The 15,534-nt window shown below is 43.4% G+C and carries 15 protein-coding genes; 8 read left to right on the top strand and 7 right to left on the bottom strand.

All coding sequences use genetic code 11. The features are described 5' to 3' along the window. The first annotated feature begins 1 nt into the window (after position 1). Positions 2–361 carry a c-type cytochrome gene (locus LEP1GSC052_RS16695; protein ID WP_010573118.1) on the top strand — a complete coding sequence of 120 codons (360 nt, stop codon included), beginning with the start codon at positions 2–4 and terminating at the stop codon, positions 359–361. Between the two features lie 45 nt (positions 362–406). Here the strand turns inward: LEP1GSC052_RS16695 and LEP1GSC052_RS16700 are convergent, their stop codons facing one another. The 3 genes from LEP1GSC052_RS16700 to LEP1GSC052_RS16710 are packed head-to-tail and all read right to left on the bottom strand — an operon-like array spanning position 407 to position 4,216. Beyond that, complete coding sequence (locus tag LEP1GSC052_RS16700) at positions 407–1,255, bottom strand: inositol monophosphatase family protein (protein ID WP_010573117.1); 849 nt, start codon at positions 1,253–1,255, stop codon at positions 407–409. 20 nt (positions 1,256–1,275) lie between these two features. Beyond that, positions 1,276–2,193: an LIC_10030 family protein gene (locus LEP1GSC052_RS16705; protein ID WP_010573116.1), complete on the bottom strand. Its 918-nt coding sequence runs from the start codon at positions 2,191–2,193 to the stop codon at positions 1,276–1,278. A gap of 46 nt (positions 2,194–2,239) precedes the next feature. Beyond that, on the bottom strand, positions 2,240–4,216 hold the full coding sequence (locus LEP1GSC052_RS16710; RefSeq protein ID WP_010573115.1) for a beta-galactosidase: 1,977 nt from the start codon (positions 4,214–4,216) through the stop codon (positions 2,240–2,242). A 193-nt stretch (positions 4,217–4,409) separates the two neighbouring features. Between LEP1GSC052_RS16710 and LEP1GSC052_RS16715 the strand changes: the two genes are divergently transcribed. The 7 genes from LEP1GSC052_RS16715 (at position 4,410) to LEP1GSC052_RS16745 (ending at position 12,571) form a co-directional block, all read left to right on the top strand. After that, the gene (locus LEP1GSC052_RS16715; protein ID WP_010573114.1) at positions 4,410–5,267 is read left to right on the top strand and encodes an Hsp33 family molecular chaperone HslO; all 858 of its coding nucleotides are present in this window, start codon (positions 4,410–4,412) and stop codon (positions 5,265–5,267) included. 7 nt (positions 5,268–5,274) lie between these two features. Next, positions 5,275–5,844 carry a tRNA (adenosine(37)-N6)-threonylcarbamoyltransferase complex ATPase subunit type 1 TsaE gene (gene tsaE / locus LEP1GSC052_RS16720; protein WP_020986730.1) on the top strand — a complete coding sequence of 190 codons (570 nt, stop codon included), beginning with the start codon at positions 5,275–5,277 and terminating at the stop codon, positions 5,842–5,844. Further along, entirely contained in the window at positions 5,841–6,521 is a 681-nt protein-coding gene (tsaB, locus tag LEP1GSC052_RS16725) for a tRNA (adenosine(37)-N6)-threonylcarbamoyltransferase complex dimerization subunit type 1 TsaB (RefSeq protein ID WP_010573113.1), read from the top strand. Before tsaE ends, tsaB begins: the two co-directional genes overlap by 4 nt. 5 nt (positions 6,522–6,526) lie before the next feature. Further along, positions 6,527–8,794 carry a ribonuclease R family protein gene (locus tag LEP1GSC052_RS16730; protein WP_010573112.1) on the top strand — a complete coding sequence of 756 codons (2,268 nt, stop codon included), beginning with the start codon at positions 6,527–6,529 and terminating at the stop codon, positions 8,792–8,794. An 86-nt stretch (positions 8,795–8,880) separates the two neighbouring features. Then, positions 8,881–9,387 (top strand): hypothetical protein, encoded by a 507-nt coding sequence (locus tag LEP1GSC052_RS16735; RefSeq protein ID WP_010573111.1) that lies wholly within the window; start codon positions 8,881–8,883, stop codon positions 9,385–9,387. A gap of 1 nt (position 9,388) precedes the next feature. Next, positions 9,389–11,005 (top strand): GMC family oxidoreductase N-terminal domain-containing protein, encoded by a 1,617-nt coding sequence (locus LEP1GSC052_RS16740; protein ID WP_010573110.1) that lies wholly within the window; start codon positions 9,389–9,391, stop codon positions 11,003–11,005. 63 nt (positions 11,006–11,068) lie between these two features. Beyond that, the gene (locus tag LEP1GSC052_RS16745) at positions 11,069–12,571 is read left to right on the top strand and encodes a tetratricopeptide repeat protein (RefSeq protein ID WP_010573109.1); all 1,503 of its coding nucleotides are present in this window, start codon (positions 11,069–11,071) and stop codon (positions 12,569–12,571) included. An 8-nt stretch (positions 12,572–12,579) separates the two neighbouring features. On the opposite strand, the gene LEP1GSC052_RS16750 is transcribed toward LEP1GSC052_RS16745, so the two are convergent. From LEP1GSC052_RS16750 to LEP1GSC052_RS16765, 4 genes are read right to left on the bottom strand one after another with little or no spacing between them, the layout of a single operon-like run. Further along, positions 12,580–13,290: a type I 3-dehydroquinate dehydratase gene (locus tag LEP1GSC052_RS16750; RefSeq protein ID WP_010573108.1), complete on the bottom strand. Its 711-nt coding sequence runs from the start codon at positions 13,288–13,290 to the stop codon at positions 12,580–12,582. Between the two features lie 5 nt (positions 13,291–13,295). Further along, complete coding sequence (locus LEP1GSC052_RS16755) at positions 13,296–14,264, bottom strand: KpsF/GutQ family sugar-phosphate isomerase (protein ID WP_010573107.1); 969 nt, start codon at positions 14,262–14,264, stop codon at positions 13,296–13,298. After that, entirely contained in the window at positions 14,248–14,787 is a 540-nt protein-coding gene (locus LEP1GSC052_RS16760) for a UpxY family transcription antiterminator (RefSeq protein ID WP_010573106.1), read from the bottom strand. Before LEP1GSC052_RS16760 ends, LEP1GSC052_RS16755 begins: the two co-directional genes overlap by 17 nt. Next, positions 14,771–15,250 (bottom strand): LIC_10042 family TonB-like protein, encoded by a 480-nt coding sequence (locus LEP1GSC052_RS16765; protein WP_040913659.1) that lies wholly within the window; start codon positions 15,248–15,250, stop codon positions 14,771–14,773. Before LEP1GSC052_RS16765 ends, LEP1GSC052_RS16760 begins: the two co-directional genes overlap by 17 nt. Positions 15,251–15,534 lie beyond the last annotated feature (284 nt).

A 15,534-nucleotide genomic window follows, 5' to 3' on the forward strand; every position in this document is an offset into this window, starting at 1 on the left:
GATGAGGATCATTGAAAATCGAGGCGGGTTCTCCCGCCTCTTACTCGTTTGTTTTTCCTTAATTCTCTGTTTTGCAAACTGCAAAGAAGAAGAGAATCTTTCACCCGAACAAAAGCTGATTTCCCAAGGAAAGGGTTTGTATGTTACGAACTGTTCCGCGTGTCATAACCAAAATCCCGCCGTTGACGGGGCGGTTGGTCCTGCGGTAAAGGGTTCTAACTTCGAGTTATTGAAGGCGAGAATCGTAAGCGGCACATATCCTCCGGGTTATACGCCGAAACGCACAAGCCAGATTATGACCAGACTTCCTTTGAACGATGATCAGATTCGCGGTATCGAAGCGTTTTTGAACGCTCCCTGATTCAAAAAAAGAATATTAGAAGTATTTAACGTATTTCTAATATTCTTAATTTCTTCCGATCGAATCCCGAACGTTTCTCATAATGTCTACGATCTGAGAATGAACTTTTCCGTTCGATACGACCACTTCCGAGTTTCCGGAAAGAAAACGTTTTCCGTTAAAGTCAGTTACTTTTCCGCCCGCTTCGGTGAGAATTACGGAACTCGCCGCGGTGTCCCAGAGTTTCACGCCCTTCTCCCAAATTCCGTCGAGTAAACCTTCCGCCACCCAACAAGTATCGAGAACGAAAGAGCCGGTTCTTCTCATAGATCGGCCGCAACTGATAAACGCGGTGATGTCGGAGATGACTTCGTTTAATATTTCTTTTCTGTTCGTTGGAAAACTCGGAACGAGCATCGCGCGTGCGAGAGATTCCGTGTTGGAAACATCGATTCTCAGTCCGTTTTTAAAAGCGCCTTGAGAAAGAATGGCGGAATATTTCGTGTTTAAACCTGGAACGAAAACGACTCCGGCTACCGGCGATTCCCTGTGTTCAAGTCCGATCGCGACGCAATAAAGTGGAATTCCTCGAACGAAGTTCATGGAACCGTCGATCGGATCCAAAACCCAACGAAAAGAATTATTTCCTTCGTGTCTATAGTTGTCTTCGGAAAGAATGGAATCGGATGGAAAATTTTGTCTGAGATATTCGACGATGAACTTTCCCATCATCTCGTCGGCCTTATGAATTTGATCCTTCTCTTCGGCTTCGGTGGAAAAGGCGAAAGATTTCAAATCTTTCTGAAGTTTCAAAGCGGACTCGATAAAAATACCGGAGACGGATTGAACGGATTTGATCCTGCGTTTGACTTCCTCTAAAGGAAAATCAATGGGAGGGGCAAGTGGTTGGTCCATGGGCTTCTCTTCAAAAAAGATTACTTTCGTTTTAGGATTTTCCAGAGCATATTACCGGAGGGAGTTACGTCCCTTTCCGTTCCGAAAGAACGAAGCCAGTCGTGCAAAGGTTCCTGTTTTATCGAATCTATAGTCATGCTTTCCGGCGACAATAAAAGATCAATCAAATGCCGGAAGCTCTCGAATTGCTCGAAAATTCTTTCTTGAGAACTTTCCAAAAATCGAGAGCTGATCGTATGAAGTTCCACGTCGATCGGTTCGAAAACCTTGCCCGGCTTCCAGATCTCTTTGTCTATGTTCAGCAAAGAATGAATCGTGGAGATCTGTTTGGAGTAATCCACGTCGTCGAAAAGCTCCGAGTATGTGTGTTGGATTTTGTTAAACGAAGGAACGGTGTCCACGTCGACCATGAATTCTGTCTCTTTATACTTTCGAGTCACGAAGTCTACTACGACTCCGTTCTTCTCTTCGAAGGATTCCAAGGGAAGAATTCTCGCCGAAAAATAAATTCTTTTCGTTCGAACCGAAGCGGTTTTTCCCTGCATCGGTTGTTTGACGATCATTGGAGTCGGCGCACCGCCCAGATACGAAAGAATAAAACTTACGACAAAAACGAATTTCTTTTCCTCGTCGTGTTCGCCGTTTTTGGAAGGAAGTTCCTTCACTAAAAAAAGTTGGTTGGAATTCTTTTTGGGTTTTGCGATGGGAAGAACGTGACATCCGCCGATCAACTCGGGAATCAATTGTTCCGCTTGTAGTAAAAATTCTTTGGCGGCTGAAAAGTCCACTCCGTAAACCGAAGTCGAAGGAAGAATAAAACTGTCTTCGAACTGAAGAAACGGAGTATGAAGATTGTCCACGAAAATATCGTGAGAACGGTTTTGTCCCGATGCGGATAAAAGAATCCGATTCAATTCTTCGATTTGATTCAATTCCAAGGGGTTGTTACCGTTTCATTTTGTTAAGCGACATGAAGACGCAGAGTCATTTTTTCTTGGGGAGAATTCTCACTTCGTACGGATCCAGCATTTTAAGGCCAGCTAAAGTTTTTTTACCGGAATGATTGATAAAAATTTCATAGTTTTGTTTCCGCCCAGTTCTATAAATTTTTTCCACATTCGGTCCGTAAAAAGTGAAAGGGATCTTTGCTTCCTTTAGAATACGACGATAAAGAAGTACGAAACTCAATGGTTCTAAGGAAGCCCCGACGTAAATTACTCTTCCTTTCTTATAAGTATTTGCGGTGATCACGGGAGCACCTTTGTAGAATTTCTTACCGTCGGTATAACGAGCCCAGACTTCGGCCGTTGTGGGTTCTAAAATTTCGCAAATCTTGGAACAGGTCCCCGGAAAAAAACGAAATCGAAATTTCACCTTTTGATTTCCTACGGCTTCGAATTTACGGACTTTGACTCCGGCCATTTCGGCGAACGGACCCGGAATCTGAGAATCATACATCCAACCGTTCAAATCTTTGGCGCCGGTTCTAAAACCCAGTATCAAGGTTCCTCCTTCTCTTACGAATTCTTCCAAACGTTCGAACACGGAGTCCGTAACCATCGTATACATAGGGAGTATTATAATTTTATAATCTTTGAAATCTATTTTGGAAGCGGGACGGAAATGAGTGTTTACGTTTAAGACGTTCATACCCGAAAACCAAGTCGCCATTTCTATATCGTAACCGAGTTGCGACCAAGGTACGGGTGAGAATTTTAATCCGGTGGAAATCGGTTGGTGTTTCCAGTTCCTTGCATTTTCTATGTCGTGAACGACCGCGACCGAAGCGGGAAACAATTCTTCCGTAAAGTCATCCGCATACTCGCTGATTTCCTGAATTCCTTTTTGAAGTTCGAAGTAACGATCGGTTTTTTCCTTATCATGATCCAAAATTCCGTAACAAAGTTGTTCCTGACCGAATCGTGCGGTTCTATATCTGAAAAAATAAATCGCGTTCGATCCGTGTGCGATGGAATGTTTCGTCCAAAGTTTTGTTTGTCCCGGAGCCGGAAGATAACCGAGTAAGTCGTGTCCTTGAAAACCGGAAATTTGTTCCATCACGGTAAAGGGAAGATTCTTCAATCCGCGATTGTATTGTTGCATCGCAGAGATGAACGGATGGGGAAACGGCTCTTCTTGTTCTCCCCAGGTCGGATAATTATCCCAAGAAACGTAATCTAGATAAGTCGCAAGTTCGGCCATGTCGATGATCGGTAAAAACGGAGAAGGATACAGATTGGTGGTCAAAGGCCTTCCCACCGAAAATTTTCTTAGGATCTGCGCCTGCAACTTTACGAAATCGATGATCGTATCCGAATGAAAACGATAAAAGTCCTGAATCAAAGAAGGATGAAAGTTACTCGCGACGTGACGACCCGGAACCGGAATCTGATCAAAGGAATCGTAGAGCATTCCCCAAAAAACGTTTCCGTATGTATCGTTTAAGTTTTGGATCGTTTTGTATTTATTCTTCAACCAAACACGAAAGGCCTTCAACGAAGTTGAGGAATGATCGATGTCCGATCCTTCGTGACCGATTTCGTTATCGATCTGCCAGCCGATCACGGAAGGGTGATTTCCGAAATGTTTGGCCATTGCGGTCACGATCTTAACGACCGCCTTTCTATAATTGGGAGAAGAGAAACAGGCCTGTCTTCTCGTGCCGATCGTTCTTTGAATCCCGTCTCGTTCCTGAATTATGTCCGGAAATTTTTTAGAAAGCCAAGGAGGAAACGTCGCGGTCGGAGTTCCGAGAATCGCGGTCATTCCGTGTTTACGAACCAAGTCGAGAATATGATCGAAGAAAGAAAAATCATACTTACCTTCCTTCGGTTCCATCATCGCCCATGCGAACTCGGCAAGGCGTACGGAGCTTAAACCCATTTCCTTCATGATTCGGAAGTCTTCTTCCCAATCTTTTTTTGTCCATTGTTCCGGGTAGTAATCGGCTCCGAATATCATTCCATTCTCCCTTTCGTTTCGGAATGAGATTTCATCGAAGGCTCAATCTGAAAAGAAAGAAAACCGTAATTCCAGACTGTCTAAAAGAAAAAATACTGTATTTTCCGAGAAAGTCTGAGAGGATACGAATGACGTAAATCGTTACGCGTTTACGCAGTCTGGTACTTCTCATTTCTCGCCATAAAAGGATTCCATGCACAATCAGGACTCATTGATATACGGAATTTTACCGGATGTTCACTTCCGATATTCCGCCGCCGAAATTTCATATTCGGTGACGGCCGCTTCCAACTTGCACAACTTGGATGATCCGAACACGGAACTCCTCGCAAGGACGATGATCGGTGCATTCTTTTTAGCGGATCAAGTGAAGGAAGATACGAAGGTCAGTTTACAGATTCAATTCAACGAAGATTCTCCCACACATTCCGTGCTTGCGTACAGCGATCGCAAAGGGAGAATGAAAGCGGTTCTTCGCGAAAGACCCGAAGAGGACGTCGAACCCGGAAAGGTTATGGAAGATTACTCCGGCGTACTGAAAGTGTTCCGTTGGAAGGACGGGGTTTGTATTTATCAATCCGTTGTGCCGTATTTGAATAAAAGTTTTGAGGAGAATTTTCAGAATTATCTGAACACATCCGAACAGATCACTTGTTTCGTGACTTTGTATATCCGAAAGAACGGATTTCACTGGGACGTGCGGGGAATTCTTTTACAATCCTTACCCGAAGCAAAAGAAGAACACATTCAAAAAGTTGCAAGTCTTTCGGAACAGATCGACTCGAACGTGGAAGAATTTTTAGGAAAAGACGTATACAATTGTTTGAATAAAATCGGCGAATCGACTCGCTCCGCGGTTCAGATTCTCGAAGAAGGTCAACCGGAGTTTCGTTGCGATTGTTCCGAGGGTAAGATCCGCGAATTGATTCAGACTTTGGGAAAAGAAGAGGCCATGCAGATCGTAGACGAGATCGGAATGATCGAAGTCACTTGCGAATTTTGCACTTCCGTTTATCGTTTTGAAAGAGAAAAGGTAAGCGAATTATTTTGAGGAAGAATTGGAAATAGAGTTTCAGAATCTAAAACTGGAAGAATTAGACAGACCCGCCGAATTTCTTGCGTCTTTGATCGTCTCCTCTTTGGAGCAAAATCTTCATCCCATTTTTTTATTTACGGGTTTGATGGGAGCCGGTAAGACAACGTTTACTTCAAGACTGGTAAAAAAAATCTCGCCGAACGCGAACGTCAATTCTCCCACTTATACCCTGATCAACGAATATCCGATCCCTTTGAATCCGACTCGAACCTCCAACGGAATTTTCTCCTCTTCGAATCAAAAATCGAATTCGGAAGAACTCAAATTCTATCACTTCGATCTTCATCGTTTGAAATCGCAGGGCGAACTGGAAGATCTGGGCTTCGAGGAAATTTGGGGAAAGGCCGGCGTTTCCATCATAGAATGGTGGCAGATCGCGAAGGAAGATTTGGAAATTCTTCCCTTAAAAATAGAAGCCGAGTTTAAAACCGTTTCCGAGGAAAAAAGAAATATCACATTCAAAAGTTCCGATATAGAAAATTTCCCGGCGTTAAAAAATATTTGGAAAGAATCGAAAGGAAATTCGGTATGAAGAAGATTCTATTCTTCGATGCGACGAATCAGTGGATTATCGTCGAGTCGTTTTCTCTAAACGAAAGCGGCGAACTCGAACCCGCGGCTTCGTATTCCGGAATTCATCCGAGGGAATCCTCGAAACTTCTCATCCAAGAATTGAGAAACGTTCTTCAAAGATCGGATTGGAAATCGCCGGATCTGATCGTTTGCGCGCTCGGCCCGGGTTCTTTTACCGGTCTTAGAATCGCTGTCGCGACGGCCAGAAATCTTTCCCAGCTTTGGAGAATTCCCGCGATCGGTTTCGACAGCTTGAACGTTTATACGTCGTTTTATTACGAAGAAGTCGGAGATCCCGTGATCGTCGGAATCGAGGCGAAACAGAAAAAAATTTATTTCGCAATGGAAGACACGCGCGGATTTTTCGGATCCATCGACATAAAACCGGACGAGCTCCTGGAGAAAATTCCGGAAGATCGTTTACAAGCGTTCTTAACCTCGCAAAAGTATTCGGATAATCCGGAATTTTTTTCCGGAAATTTAATATCGGAAAATCTTCCTTCCGCCTCGGCGATTCTCAATCGGAACATAGATACGATTCGAGAAGCGTTGGAACATCCGGATCGATTTCCTTTTTGGAAATTGGCTCCGAATTATATACGCGGAACATACGTCGACGATAAGTCAACGGTTTAGCAATTATGAATATAAAGAAAAAACAAACAAAACAAAAGAGGACTTCAAAACCTCAAACATCAAAGAAAACCTTTCAAAAATCAGATCGAAACAGAAACGATAGAAACTCGGGCAGATCCGAAGGATTTCGCGAAAACGAAATCGGAAAAAAAATCCTGAAGTATCTTCAATCCAGAGCCGGTTCCGTGATTCAATTCAAGGATCTCAGCGCTAAGATTCTCAGAGAGGAGAATCAGAATTCTTACGGTAAAAAAAGGGAGAAGTGGCAGTTTCAAGAAAAGGAAAGGGAAATTTCCGATACATTGAGGATTCTGGAAACCGAAGGTTTGATCGAATTAGAAAAAAAGAATATAATCGTCAACCCGAGTCAAAAACTGCAAGGAACGATTTCCATCAGCAAACGCGGAGACGGTTTCGTAAAGCTGTCCTCCGGAATGGAAGTTTTCGTTCCCGGTCAGTACGCGCAATCCGCGATTCAAGGCGATCTTGTGGAAGTTCAACCGTACGGAATCGGTAAAAAAGGAAGACTTGAAGGAGAAGTCACCGAGATTCTCAGACGCGGCCGCGATCTGTATCGTATGATCGTCACGGAGAAAGATCCGAAATTTATTTTCGGAAAACTTCTGGATATCGACGGCGAGGAGAAAGAAGGTTATCTGCTTCGTAAAACCATTCTTACCGATCTACAAGACGAAATAAAATCGGGCGACGTTCTGATCGTAAAACTCAAAGAAGAAACCGAACACGAAAGAAACTTATACGAGGTTCAATTCCTTCGATTTGAATCGGATACCAAAGAGGATTTGGATCTGATGAGAATGTTGATGAAATACAATTACAGCATTCTTTATCCCGAGAATATAACGCTCGATCTTCCCGAAGAAGTGGAAGAAAGCAACGTGGACGATTGGGGAGCGCGAGTCGATCTCCGAAATTTAAAGTGTATCACGATCGACGGAGAATATTCGAAAGACTTCGACGACGCGATCAGCTTCGTGGAAGAAAAAAACCGAATTCGTTTTTATGTTCATATCGCCGATGTTTCGCATTACGTTCGCCCGGGTACGGATTTGGACGAAGAGGCATATAACCGCGCGACTTCGGTTTATTTGGGAAGCCGAGTCGTTCCGATGCTACCACCCGAGTTATCCGAGAATCTTTGTTCCCTTGTTGCCGGTAAAAACCGTCTCGCGTTTACTGTGGAAATGGAAGCGGATTGGAAAGGTAAAATCACACACGCAAAGTATTATAAAAGCGTAATCAAGGTTGCGGAACGGTACACTTACAATCGCGCCGAATCCGAAATTCTTTCCGGAGATCCTAAAAATTGGATTTTTAGAATGAACGAATTCGCCAAGGCGTTGCGTGCGAAACGTGTCGAAAACGGAAGGGTCGATCTGAACTTAAAGGAAAATAAGGTCGTCACCGATTCGGAACACAACGTGGTCGAAATCGCCGTTCAGGATCGTTTGCAGGCGCATATTCTGATTGAAGAGTTTATGCTTTCGGCAAACATTAAAGTTGCTGAATATATTCGAAAGAAAAAGCACCCTACCCTTTATCGAGTTCACGAACCGATGAACGAAGAAAAACTCGAATCTCTCAACGCGTTTTTACAACTCAACGGAATCAAAACCTTACTCAAGGATTCGAGCTACGAAGCGATCCGAGTCGTTCTGAAAGAACTGGAAGGAAAACCCGCGGAAAGATTGTTCAACATGTTTTTGTTGAGAACCTTTATGCAGGCGTATTATTCCGGCGAACATCTCGGACACTGGGGATTGGGTTTCGAGGATTATTGTCATTTCACTTCTCCGATTCGAAGATATCCGGATTTGGTTTGTCATCGGGTTTTGCAGAATATTCTTTTGAGCAAAAAACCGGTTTATACTCCGGAAGAAATGGTTACCTCCGGTCTTCATTGTTCGCATCAGGAACGAAAAGCAACGGATGCGGAACGAGATTATTATAAACTCAAAGCTTGTCGTTATCTGGAAAAAACCGGAATCAAAGAATTCTCCGCAACGATTACGGGTTGTAAGCCGTTCTTGATCTTTGTGGATTTGGAAAATCCGATGGTGGACGCGTGTTTACTTTCTTCCGAGTTTACGGACGAAGGCGAGATTCGTTTGGAAACGGACTTTTCATTCTATTCTAAGAAGTATTCCAAGATTTATACTTTAGGAGATAAGATCGAAGTAGAACTCGATCGAATCGATTACGAAGAGATCAAGATCTTTGTGAAAATGAAAAAATTCCAGAAGAAAGTATAGACAAAGAAATTCATTTCCTATATTCCTGCAGAACAGTTGTTATATATAAAACCGAAGTCGTTTTAAACGGCAAGCGGGAGGTGAACTTGGATTTGTTTCTGCAGGAGCCGATTCCTCGGAGTCGTTTTCTTAAACTAGGTTTAAAATTCTTGGCCGTGACCGCGTTTGTCCTTCCGGGGATCAACGCGTGTTCCAGCGGTTCCATTCCTCGATTGAGAGGTTTGAAAGAAGATCATTATCTTTCTTTCAAATCCTTAGGAGAAGTTTTTCTCAAAGACAATCCTCTTCCCGATTTCGATTTGGGAGTTGCCGTCGACGATTATATCTACGGTCATCCGACTCCTATCGATACGGAGGATGTTCTTCTTTTATTGGGAATGATTCCTTCCTCCACTCTTGCGGCGCTCGCTCTCGATTTTTCTTTCAAGCCTATGACTTCGTTAACGGTGGAAGAAAGAGAAAAACGTTTATTGTCTTGGAAGACTTCTTCCCTCGGTTTGAAAAGGGGAGCATATTCGATCATGAGACAGATCGCATTCTTCCTTGTTTCAAAAGACAAAAGAATTCAAAAATTAGCGGGATACGAGGGATAAGATGGGCGGAATTCCAGCGGCAAATGATAAGATCATCACACCGAAAAAGCATAAGGAAATTATAGAAAGAGAAAACATCCAAAACGGAACTTGGGAATTGAAGGCCGACGCGGTCGTAATCGGTTCCGGTGCGGGCGGCGCGGTTGCGGCCGCGACTCTTGCAAAACAAGGATGGAACGTCGTTTTGATCGAGGAAGGTTCTTATTTTACTCCGGCTCAATTTACCGGGGAAGAATTTATGTCCTCGGCAAGATTGTATCGAGATGCGGGGTTCATCATATCGGAAGAACAAACCTTGAGTATTCTTCAGGGAAGAACGATCGGCGGCTCCACCACGGTCAACTGGCAAACTTCCTTATATCCGCCCGATTACGTTACGGCCGAATGGGATCAACGATTCGGTTTGAAAGGATATTCCAGACAAGATATGGATCCGTTCGTATCTTCCGTTCACGAGAGATTGGGGGTTCATCCGGTTCCTCAGAATCTGATCAACGCGAATAACAACACTTTGATGAAAGGCGGAAAGGCCTTGGGGCTTCATCCCGAAGTTCTCAATAACAACAATAGAGGTTGTATCGGTTTGGGAAGATGCGGCCTCGGTTGTCCGATCAACGCGAAACAGTCGATGTTTTTGACTTATATCCCGGACGCAATCGAAGCCGGTGCGACCGTGATCGCCAACATGAAAGCCCAAGTCATACACGACGGAACTACGAAAGTTGTGGTCGCGGATTTTACGCCCGATCCGTATGAAAAAGCTCCCGATGTAGTCATCAAGAAGTTAAAGATTTCCGCAAAGGTCGTCGTTGTAAGCGCCGGTGCGATCGAAGGTCCGGCCCTTTTGCAAAGATCCGGTTTGGGCAACGATTGGGTGGGAAGAAATTTAAAAGTCCATCCTACGAGTACTATCTTCGCCGTTTTTGACGAGAAGATCAACATGTTCTCCGGTCCTCCGCAATCGGCTGTGATCAAAGACGGCCACAATCAAAACAACACGGGTTATGGATTCTGGCTCGAAGTCGCTCCGTTCCGTCCTACGTTAGCCGCTTCTTTGATTCCTTTTTATGGAAAAAGACAATTCGAACAAATCGAAAGATATTCGAACATGAGCGCGGGAATCGTTTTGGTTCGCGACGGCGCCGACGGGGAAGCCAACGCCTCCGTTAAGTGGTCTTTGGGAAGAAGAAAGGTTTATTTCGAACTCACGCAAGGCGACGGAAAGAATATGCTTCGCGGTTTAAAAATGTTGGCCGAGGTGCAAGCGGCGGCAGGCGCGAAAGAATTGATCTTTCCGTTTCCCGATATGGAAGCTCCCGTTGCCGTGGATCGTAATACGAAGTTTGATTGGATTCTCGAAAAGAAATTCAACCCGGGAAGTTTACTCGTGGGTTCCGCGCATCCGCATGGATCGATTCAGGCCGCGGATTCTCCCGAAAAAGGAGCCGTGGACCCGAGTTTGGAATTGTATGGACACAAAAATATTTTTGTGATCGATGCTTCCGTATATCCGACGGGTCTTTCGGTCAATCCTCAGATTACAACGATGAGTTTGGCTCTTCGTGCGTCGGAAGCGCTTGCGTCAAAAAAACAGGAAAAATTAGGAAATTTATTATAAACCAGTCCGGAGAGGGGTTGCAAATTCACTTTTAAAAAAGACTTCCTCTCCGAAACTGGTCCTATGCGCTTCAGGATTCTTCTTTTTTCGGTTCTTTTGTATTCTTCCACAACTTCGTTGTATGCGGATTTGAAGGAAGGTAAGAAGGCTTATGCGAGAAAGGACTTTTCCAAAGCCATGGATGAGTTCCAGAAGTTCAACGACGCCAATCCTTCTTCGGGTGAAGCGTGGATGTATATGGGTTACATCTACGAATACAGAAGGGATTATCCGAAATCCATTCAAAGTTTCAAAAAAGCGGTCGGACTGAACTTACCGAAAAAGGACTTAGTCAACTGCTATCAAAAGATCATTCTCTATTTCAATTATCAAAGGGATTATCACGAGGTCATCGCGTATTCCAATCGTCTTTTGAGAATCGATCCGGATCTTTCTCATATTCAAAAAATCAGATCCACAGCCGAGGAAAGACTTTCTTCCGGTCATGTGGTTCATCATAAACCGAAAAAACAAGTCGAAGAACCCGAAAGTTCCGGGCCCGATTCCGAAGAAGATTATCTGAAAATTCTCAAGAAAGATCCCGCAGACGAATCGGCTCGTTGGAATCTTTCCCTGATCTACGCGAATCGCAAAGAGTTTCAAAAAGCGGAAACACTTTTGGAAGGACTTGTTAAGGATTTTCCCGAAAAACAGGATTATCTTTATAAGTACGGGGTGATTCTAATCCGAATCGAAAAATATTCCGAAGCGTTACAAATCTTGGATAAACTCGAGGACAAAATCGGAACCAATAGTCCGAAAATGTTATATTATGCAAATCTAAACCAAGCGGTTGCGTATCACAAGATGAAACGTTACGAAGAAGCCGCGAAGTATTATAGAAAATCGTACGCCGCAAACACGACGGTTCAACCTTTGATCGGATTGACCAAACTCAAATACGAAGTAAAGGATTGCGAGAACGCGATCAAAACCGCGGAGAAAGCTCTTGAGTTCGGGGAAAAAACGCACGAGATCCGGATGTATTTGGCGCTTTGTAAGATTCAGAACAAGGAAGAAACCGAAGGTTATACGATCTTAAAGGAAATCGCATCCAAGCTTGAAAGGGAGAATCCCGATTTCAAAAATCTACCCGACGTTTACAACGACGGAATTTTGAAACTCGCCCGTTATTACACCAATCACGGAGAATACGAAAAAGCGCTCCGTTATTTTCATTCGGTTCAATCCTCCGAAGAAGAAGAAAGAGAATATCGTTTTTATCTCGGTAAGGCTTATTACTACACGGGAAAGATCGATCAGGCGATTCTTCTTTTGGAAAAAGTGGGCGGTTCTTCGGGAGCGTATTATCTATTAGCAAAATGTTATGCGAATAAGGATGATCTCGAAAAAACGATGGAATACATTCGCAAAGCCGCGAATATGAAACCCGCGATCTGGGCCGCGGCGGCCGAGGAAAAAGAGTTCGATCGTTTTAAGGAAAAATCCTCGTTTAAATCCTTCTTAGAATCCAAGGGTTCCGATAAGGAAAAACACCAAGATTCTCAAGCCTTGGATAAAACCTAAGTTAAGAATCAATCCAAGTTTCTAAGTTTAAGCAAAGAATTGATATCGACTTGTCCCGGCGCTTTCGGTTCCGTCCAACAACAATAAGTAAAAATGGAACCGAAGGAATCCGGAAACACTCTCGAAATCACACCCATCTGGCCCATACAAATTCCGGTTAAAAATACATTCAATTTTTTGAATTCGTTTGCGATCTTTCGAAACGAAGAGAGAAACTCGGTAAGTTCGGAAATCGAATTCGGATAAACTGCGAATTTATAAACCAAGGGAAGAATTCCTTCGTATTTTTTCGTTCCCGCCAGGTAAGAATCTTTTCGAATCCAATCCTTGATTTCCGAGTCCGCCAGGATTCCGTCGAATTTATGAACGGATCGGATTAAGCCGAAACCTTTATCGGCTTGAGAATCGAAAATGCCGTTCGGACGATTCAGTTCCAGATCGAGATAATGATTTCTCGGATCAAGTTGCGCTACGATCGAGTTAAAATCGAATTCGTTTTCTTTTGCGGATGCGGTTTGATCCGTGTCGCCCGCTTGTCTATAAGTGAAAATACATTTTGCATCGAGCGCTTTGATCTTATCGGGAAGTTTTTGCGTAAGGCTTTCCGGAGAAAAAAGATCCAAACGGATTTCGATCCAATCGCAGTTCGGATGTTCTTTGAGAGAAAAAAATTCATTCTCACTTACGGTAAGAACGATTTTAAATTCTCGAGCGCTCATAAATCTCAAAGACCTTTTTGTAAAAGATCGTGAATGGAAACGATTCCGATCAAACGTTTAGAATCGTCAACGATCGGAGCGACCGAAATCGGATTCGGTCTGGATTCCATTTGTTTTAAAACGTCGTATGCGTTGGAGCCGGACTGAAACGCGGTCGGATTCGGATTCATCAACTGTTCCGCAATGATGGAAGAATCGAGTTTGCCCTCTTTCAATTTTTTGCGAATGTCAAAATCCGTAATGATTCCTAAAAGTTTGCCGGAAGAATCCGTAACCCCGGTGGCACCTTGTCTTTTAACGGTGATTTCCGTGAGTATGTCTTCCAACTTCGTGTTCGGAGAAACTTTAGCGAGGTCCTTGTCCTTTCGCATCACGTCGTCGATCTTCAAACTCAGACGTTTTCCGAGTCTTCCCGCGGGATGATAAAGAGCAAAGTCCTCTTTTTTAAAATCCTTTAACTCCATCAAACACATAGCGATCGCGTCACCTAAGATCAACGCGATTGTAGTACTCGAAGTAGGAGCGAGTTCGAGAGGACATGCTTCCTTTAAAACGGGAGTGATTAATACGACATCGGATTCTTTGGCAAGTTTGGAATCAACGTTAGCCGTCATCGAAATCAATTTCGCTCCGATGTTTTTGATCGTGGGAATCAGGTTGAGCAATTCTTCGCTTTCTCCCGATTTCCCGATCGCGATTACGACGTCCTCGCCGGAAATGATTCCGGCGTCGCCGTGTGCCGCGTCCGCAGGATGTAAAAAAACGGAAGGGGTTCCCGTGGAAGATAAGGTCGAAGAGATTTTTTTACCGACATCGCCGGATTTACCAACTCCGGTTACGATCAGTTTTCCTTTGGAATGGAGAATTAATTCGATCGCGTTTTTGATCGAAGGATCCAAATTCTTTCTGAAATGAAGAATGGATTCTATCTCCGTATCGATCGCCTTTTCTATCTTTTCAAAAATTGGATCCAATGTTTTCCTCCAGTTTTAACGTTTTTACATCGAGCGTCACTGAAGTCATCAAATTCATTCCGGGAAATTTTACGATGATCTGTTCTTCATTTTTTCTTTGAACGATTTCGGCCTTAAACCCCGCAAACGGTCCTTCTTGGATGAGAACCTTTTTGCCCGGAAGAAGTTTTTCCTGAATCTCGACTTGAATTCGATCCGGATACGTCTCTAAAAAACTTTTCACTAAACTTAAATCTTCGTCCGGGATGACGTACGGTTTTCCAGCGTAGAAAACGAAATGATGCGCGCCGGGTAATTGAAGAATTCTTATCTTATCCTTAAAGAAGGAAATTTTTACGAAAATATAAGAAGGATACATCGGTTCTTCGACGACCTTCCAACGATCGGACCATTTTTTCTTTTTGGAAATCAAGGGGAGAAAACATTCGATTCTTCTTTCTTGAAACAATCGTTTGAGCTTTTTCTCCGCTCGCGGATTGGTATAAAGAGCATACCATTCGTTTTCTTCAGAATTCTCTTTCATCTACTTTAAAGGAAACCGGAATGATCAGGTTCGTTCCTTCTTTCAAATCGAACTTCCAAGTCTTCAAGGCCCTATGAAATTCGACTTCAAAGATCGAATATCGGCAAGGTTGAATTGTCCTTAGAATTTCTCCCTTTCCACCAGATTTTATTCCCACTTCCCAAGAACAATCCGATTCCAGTCTTTGATCCAAAGCCCCTTGTGGAAAGTGGATTTCATTCTTAAATTTTTGTATTTCCCTTTCGACCGTCCCTTCGGCGTTCGCGTTTTCGGAAGCGGTTGTCGAGGAATTCTCACCGGAACCGTCCGGGGCAAAATTTAAGATTACGTTCGGAATGTTTCCCTTTTTAAGAAAAATCTTCAGATCTTTGATTTGCGAAAAGTCAAAGAAGGGAATAGAAACAAATAGAAATATTAGAATATGCAGAAAACCGGAAATGAGAAAGGAAAGCCGAACGCTCACGAGTCCATCCTTTTGAATTCCGATCAGAGTGCAATTCGATCCCCGCAAAAATTAAAATAAAGTTTTCGAGTTTTCCACGAGACCATAAGAGTTTTATAGTTTGACGCACGGAATCAAACGTATTATTCCTCAAGGCGCAGATTCGGATCGGAAGCGTTTTGTTCGACGAGATTGTCGCTCGATACAAACCAATCTCGTTTTTATGTCTTACTTCTTTCGAGACGCGAAATCGTTTTAAAAATCACTCAATCGCATCACATTTTTATAATATAGATTCCGATTCC

Origin of the sequence: Leptospira kmetyi serovar Malaysia str. Bejo-Iso9, from assembly GCF_000243735.2 — a bacterium.
In the GTDB taxonomy this organism is placed as follows: Bacteria; Spirochaetota; Leptospiria; order Leptospirales; family Leptospiraceae; genus Leptospira; species Leptospira kmetyi.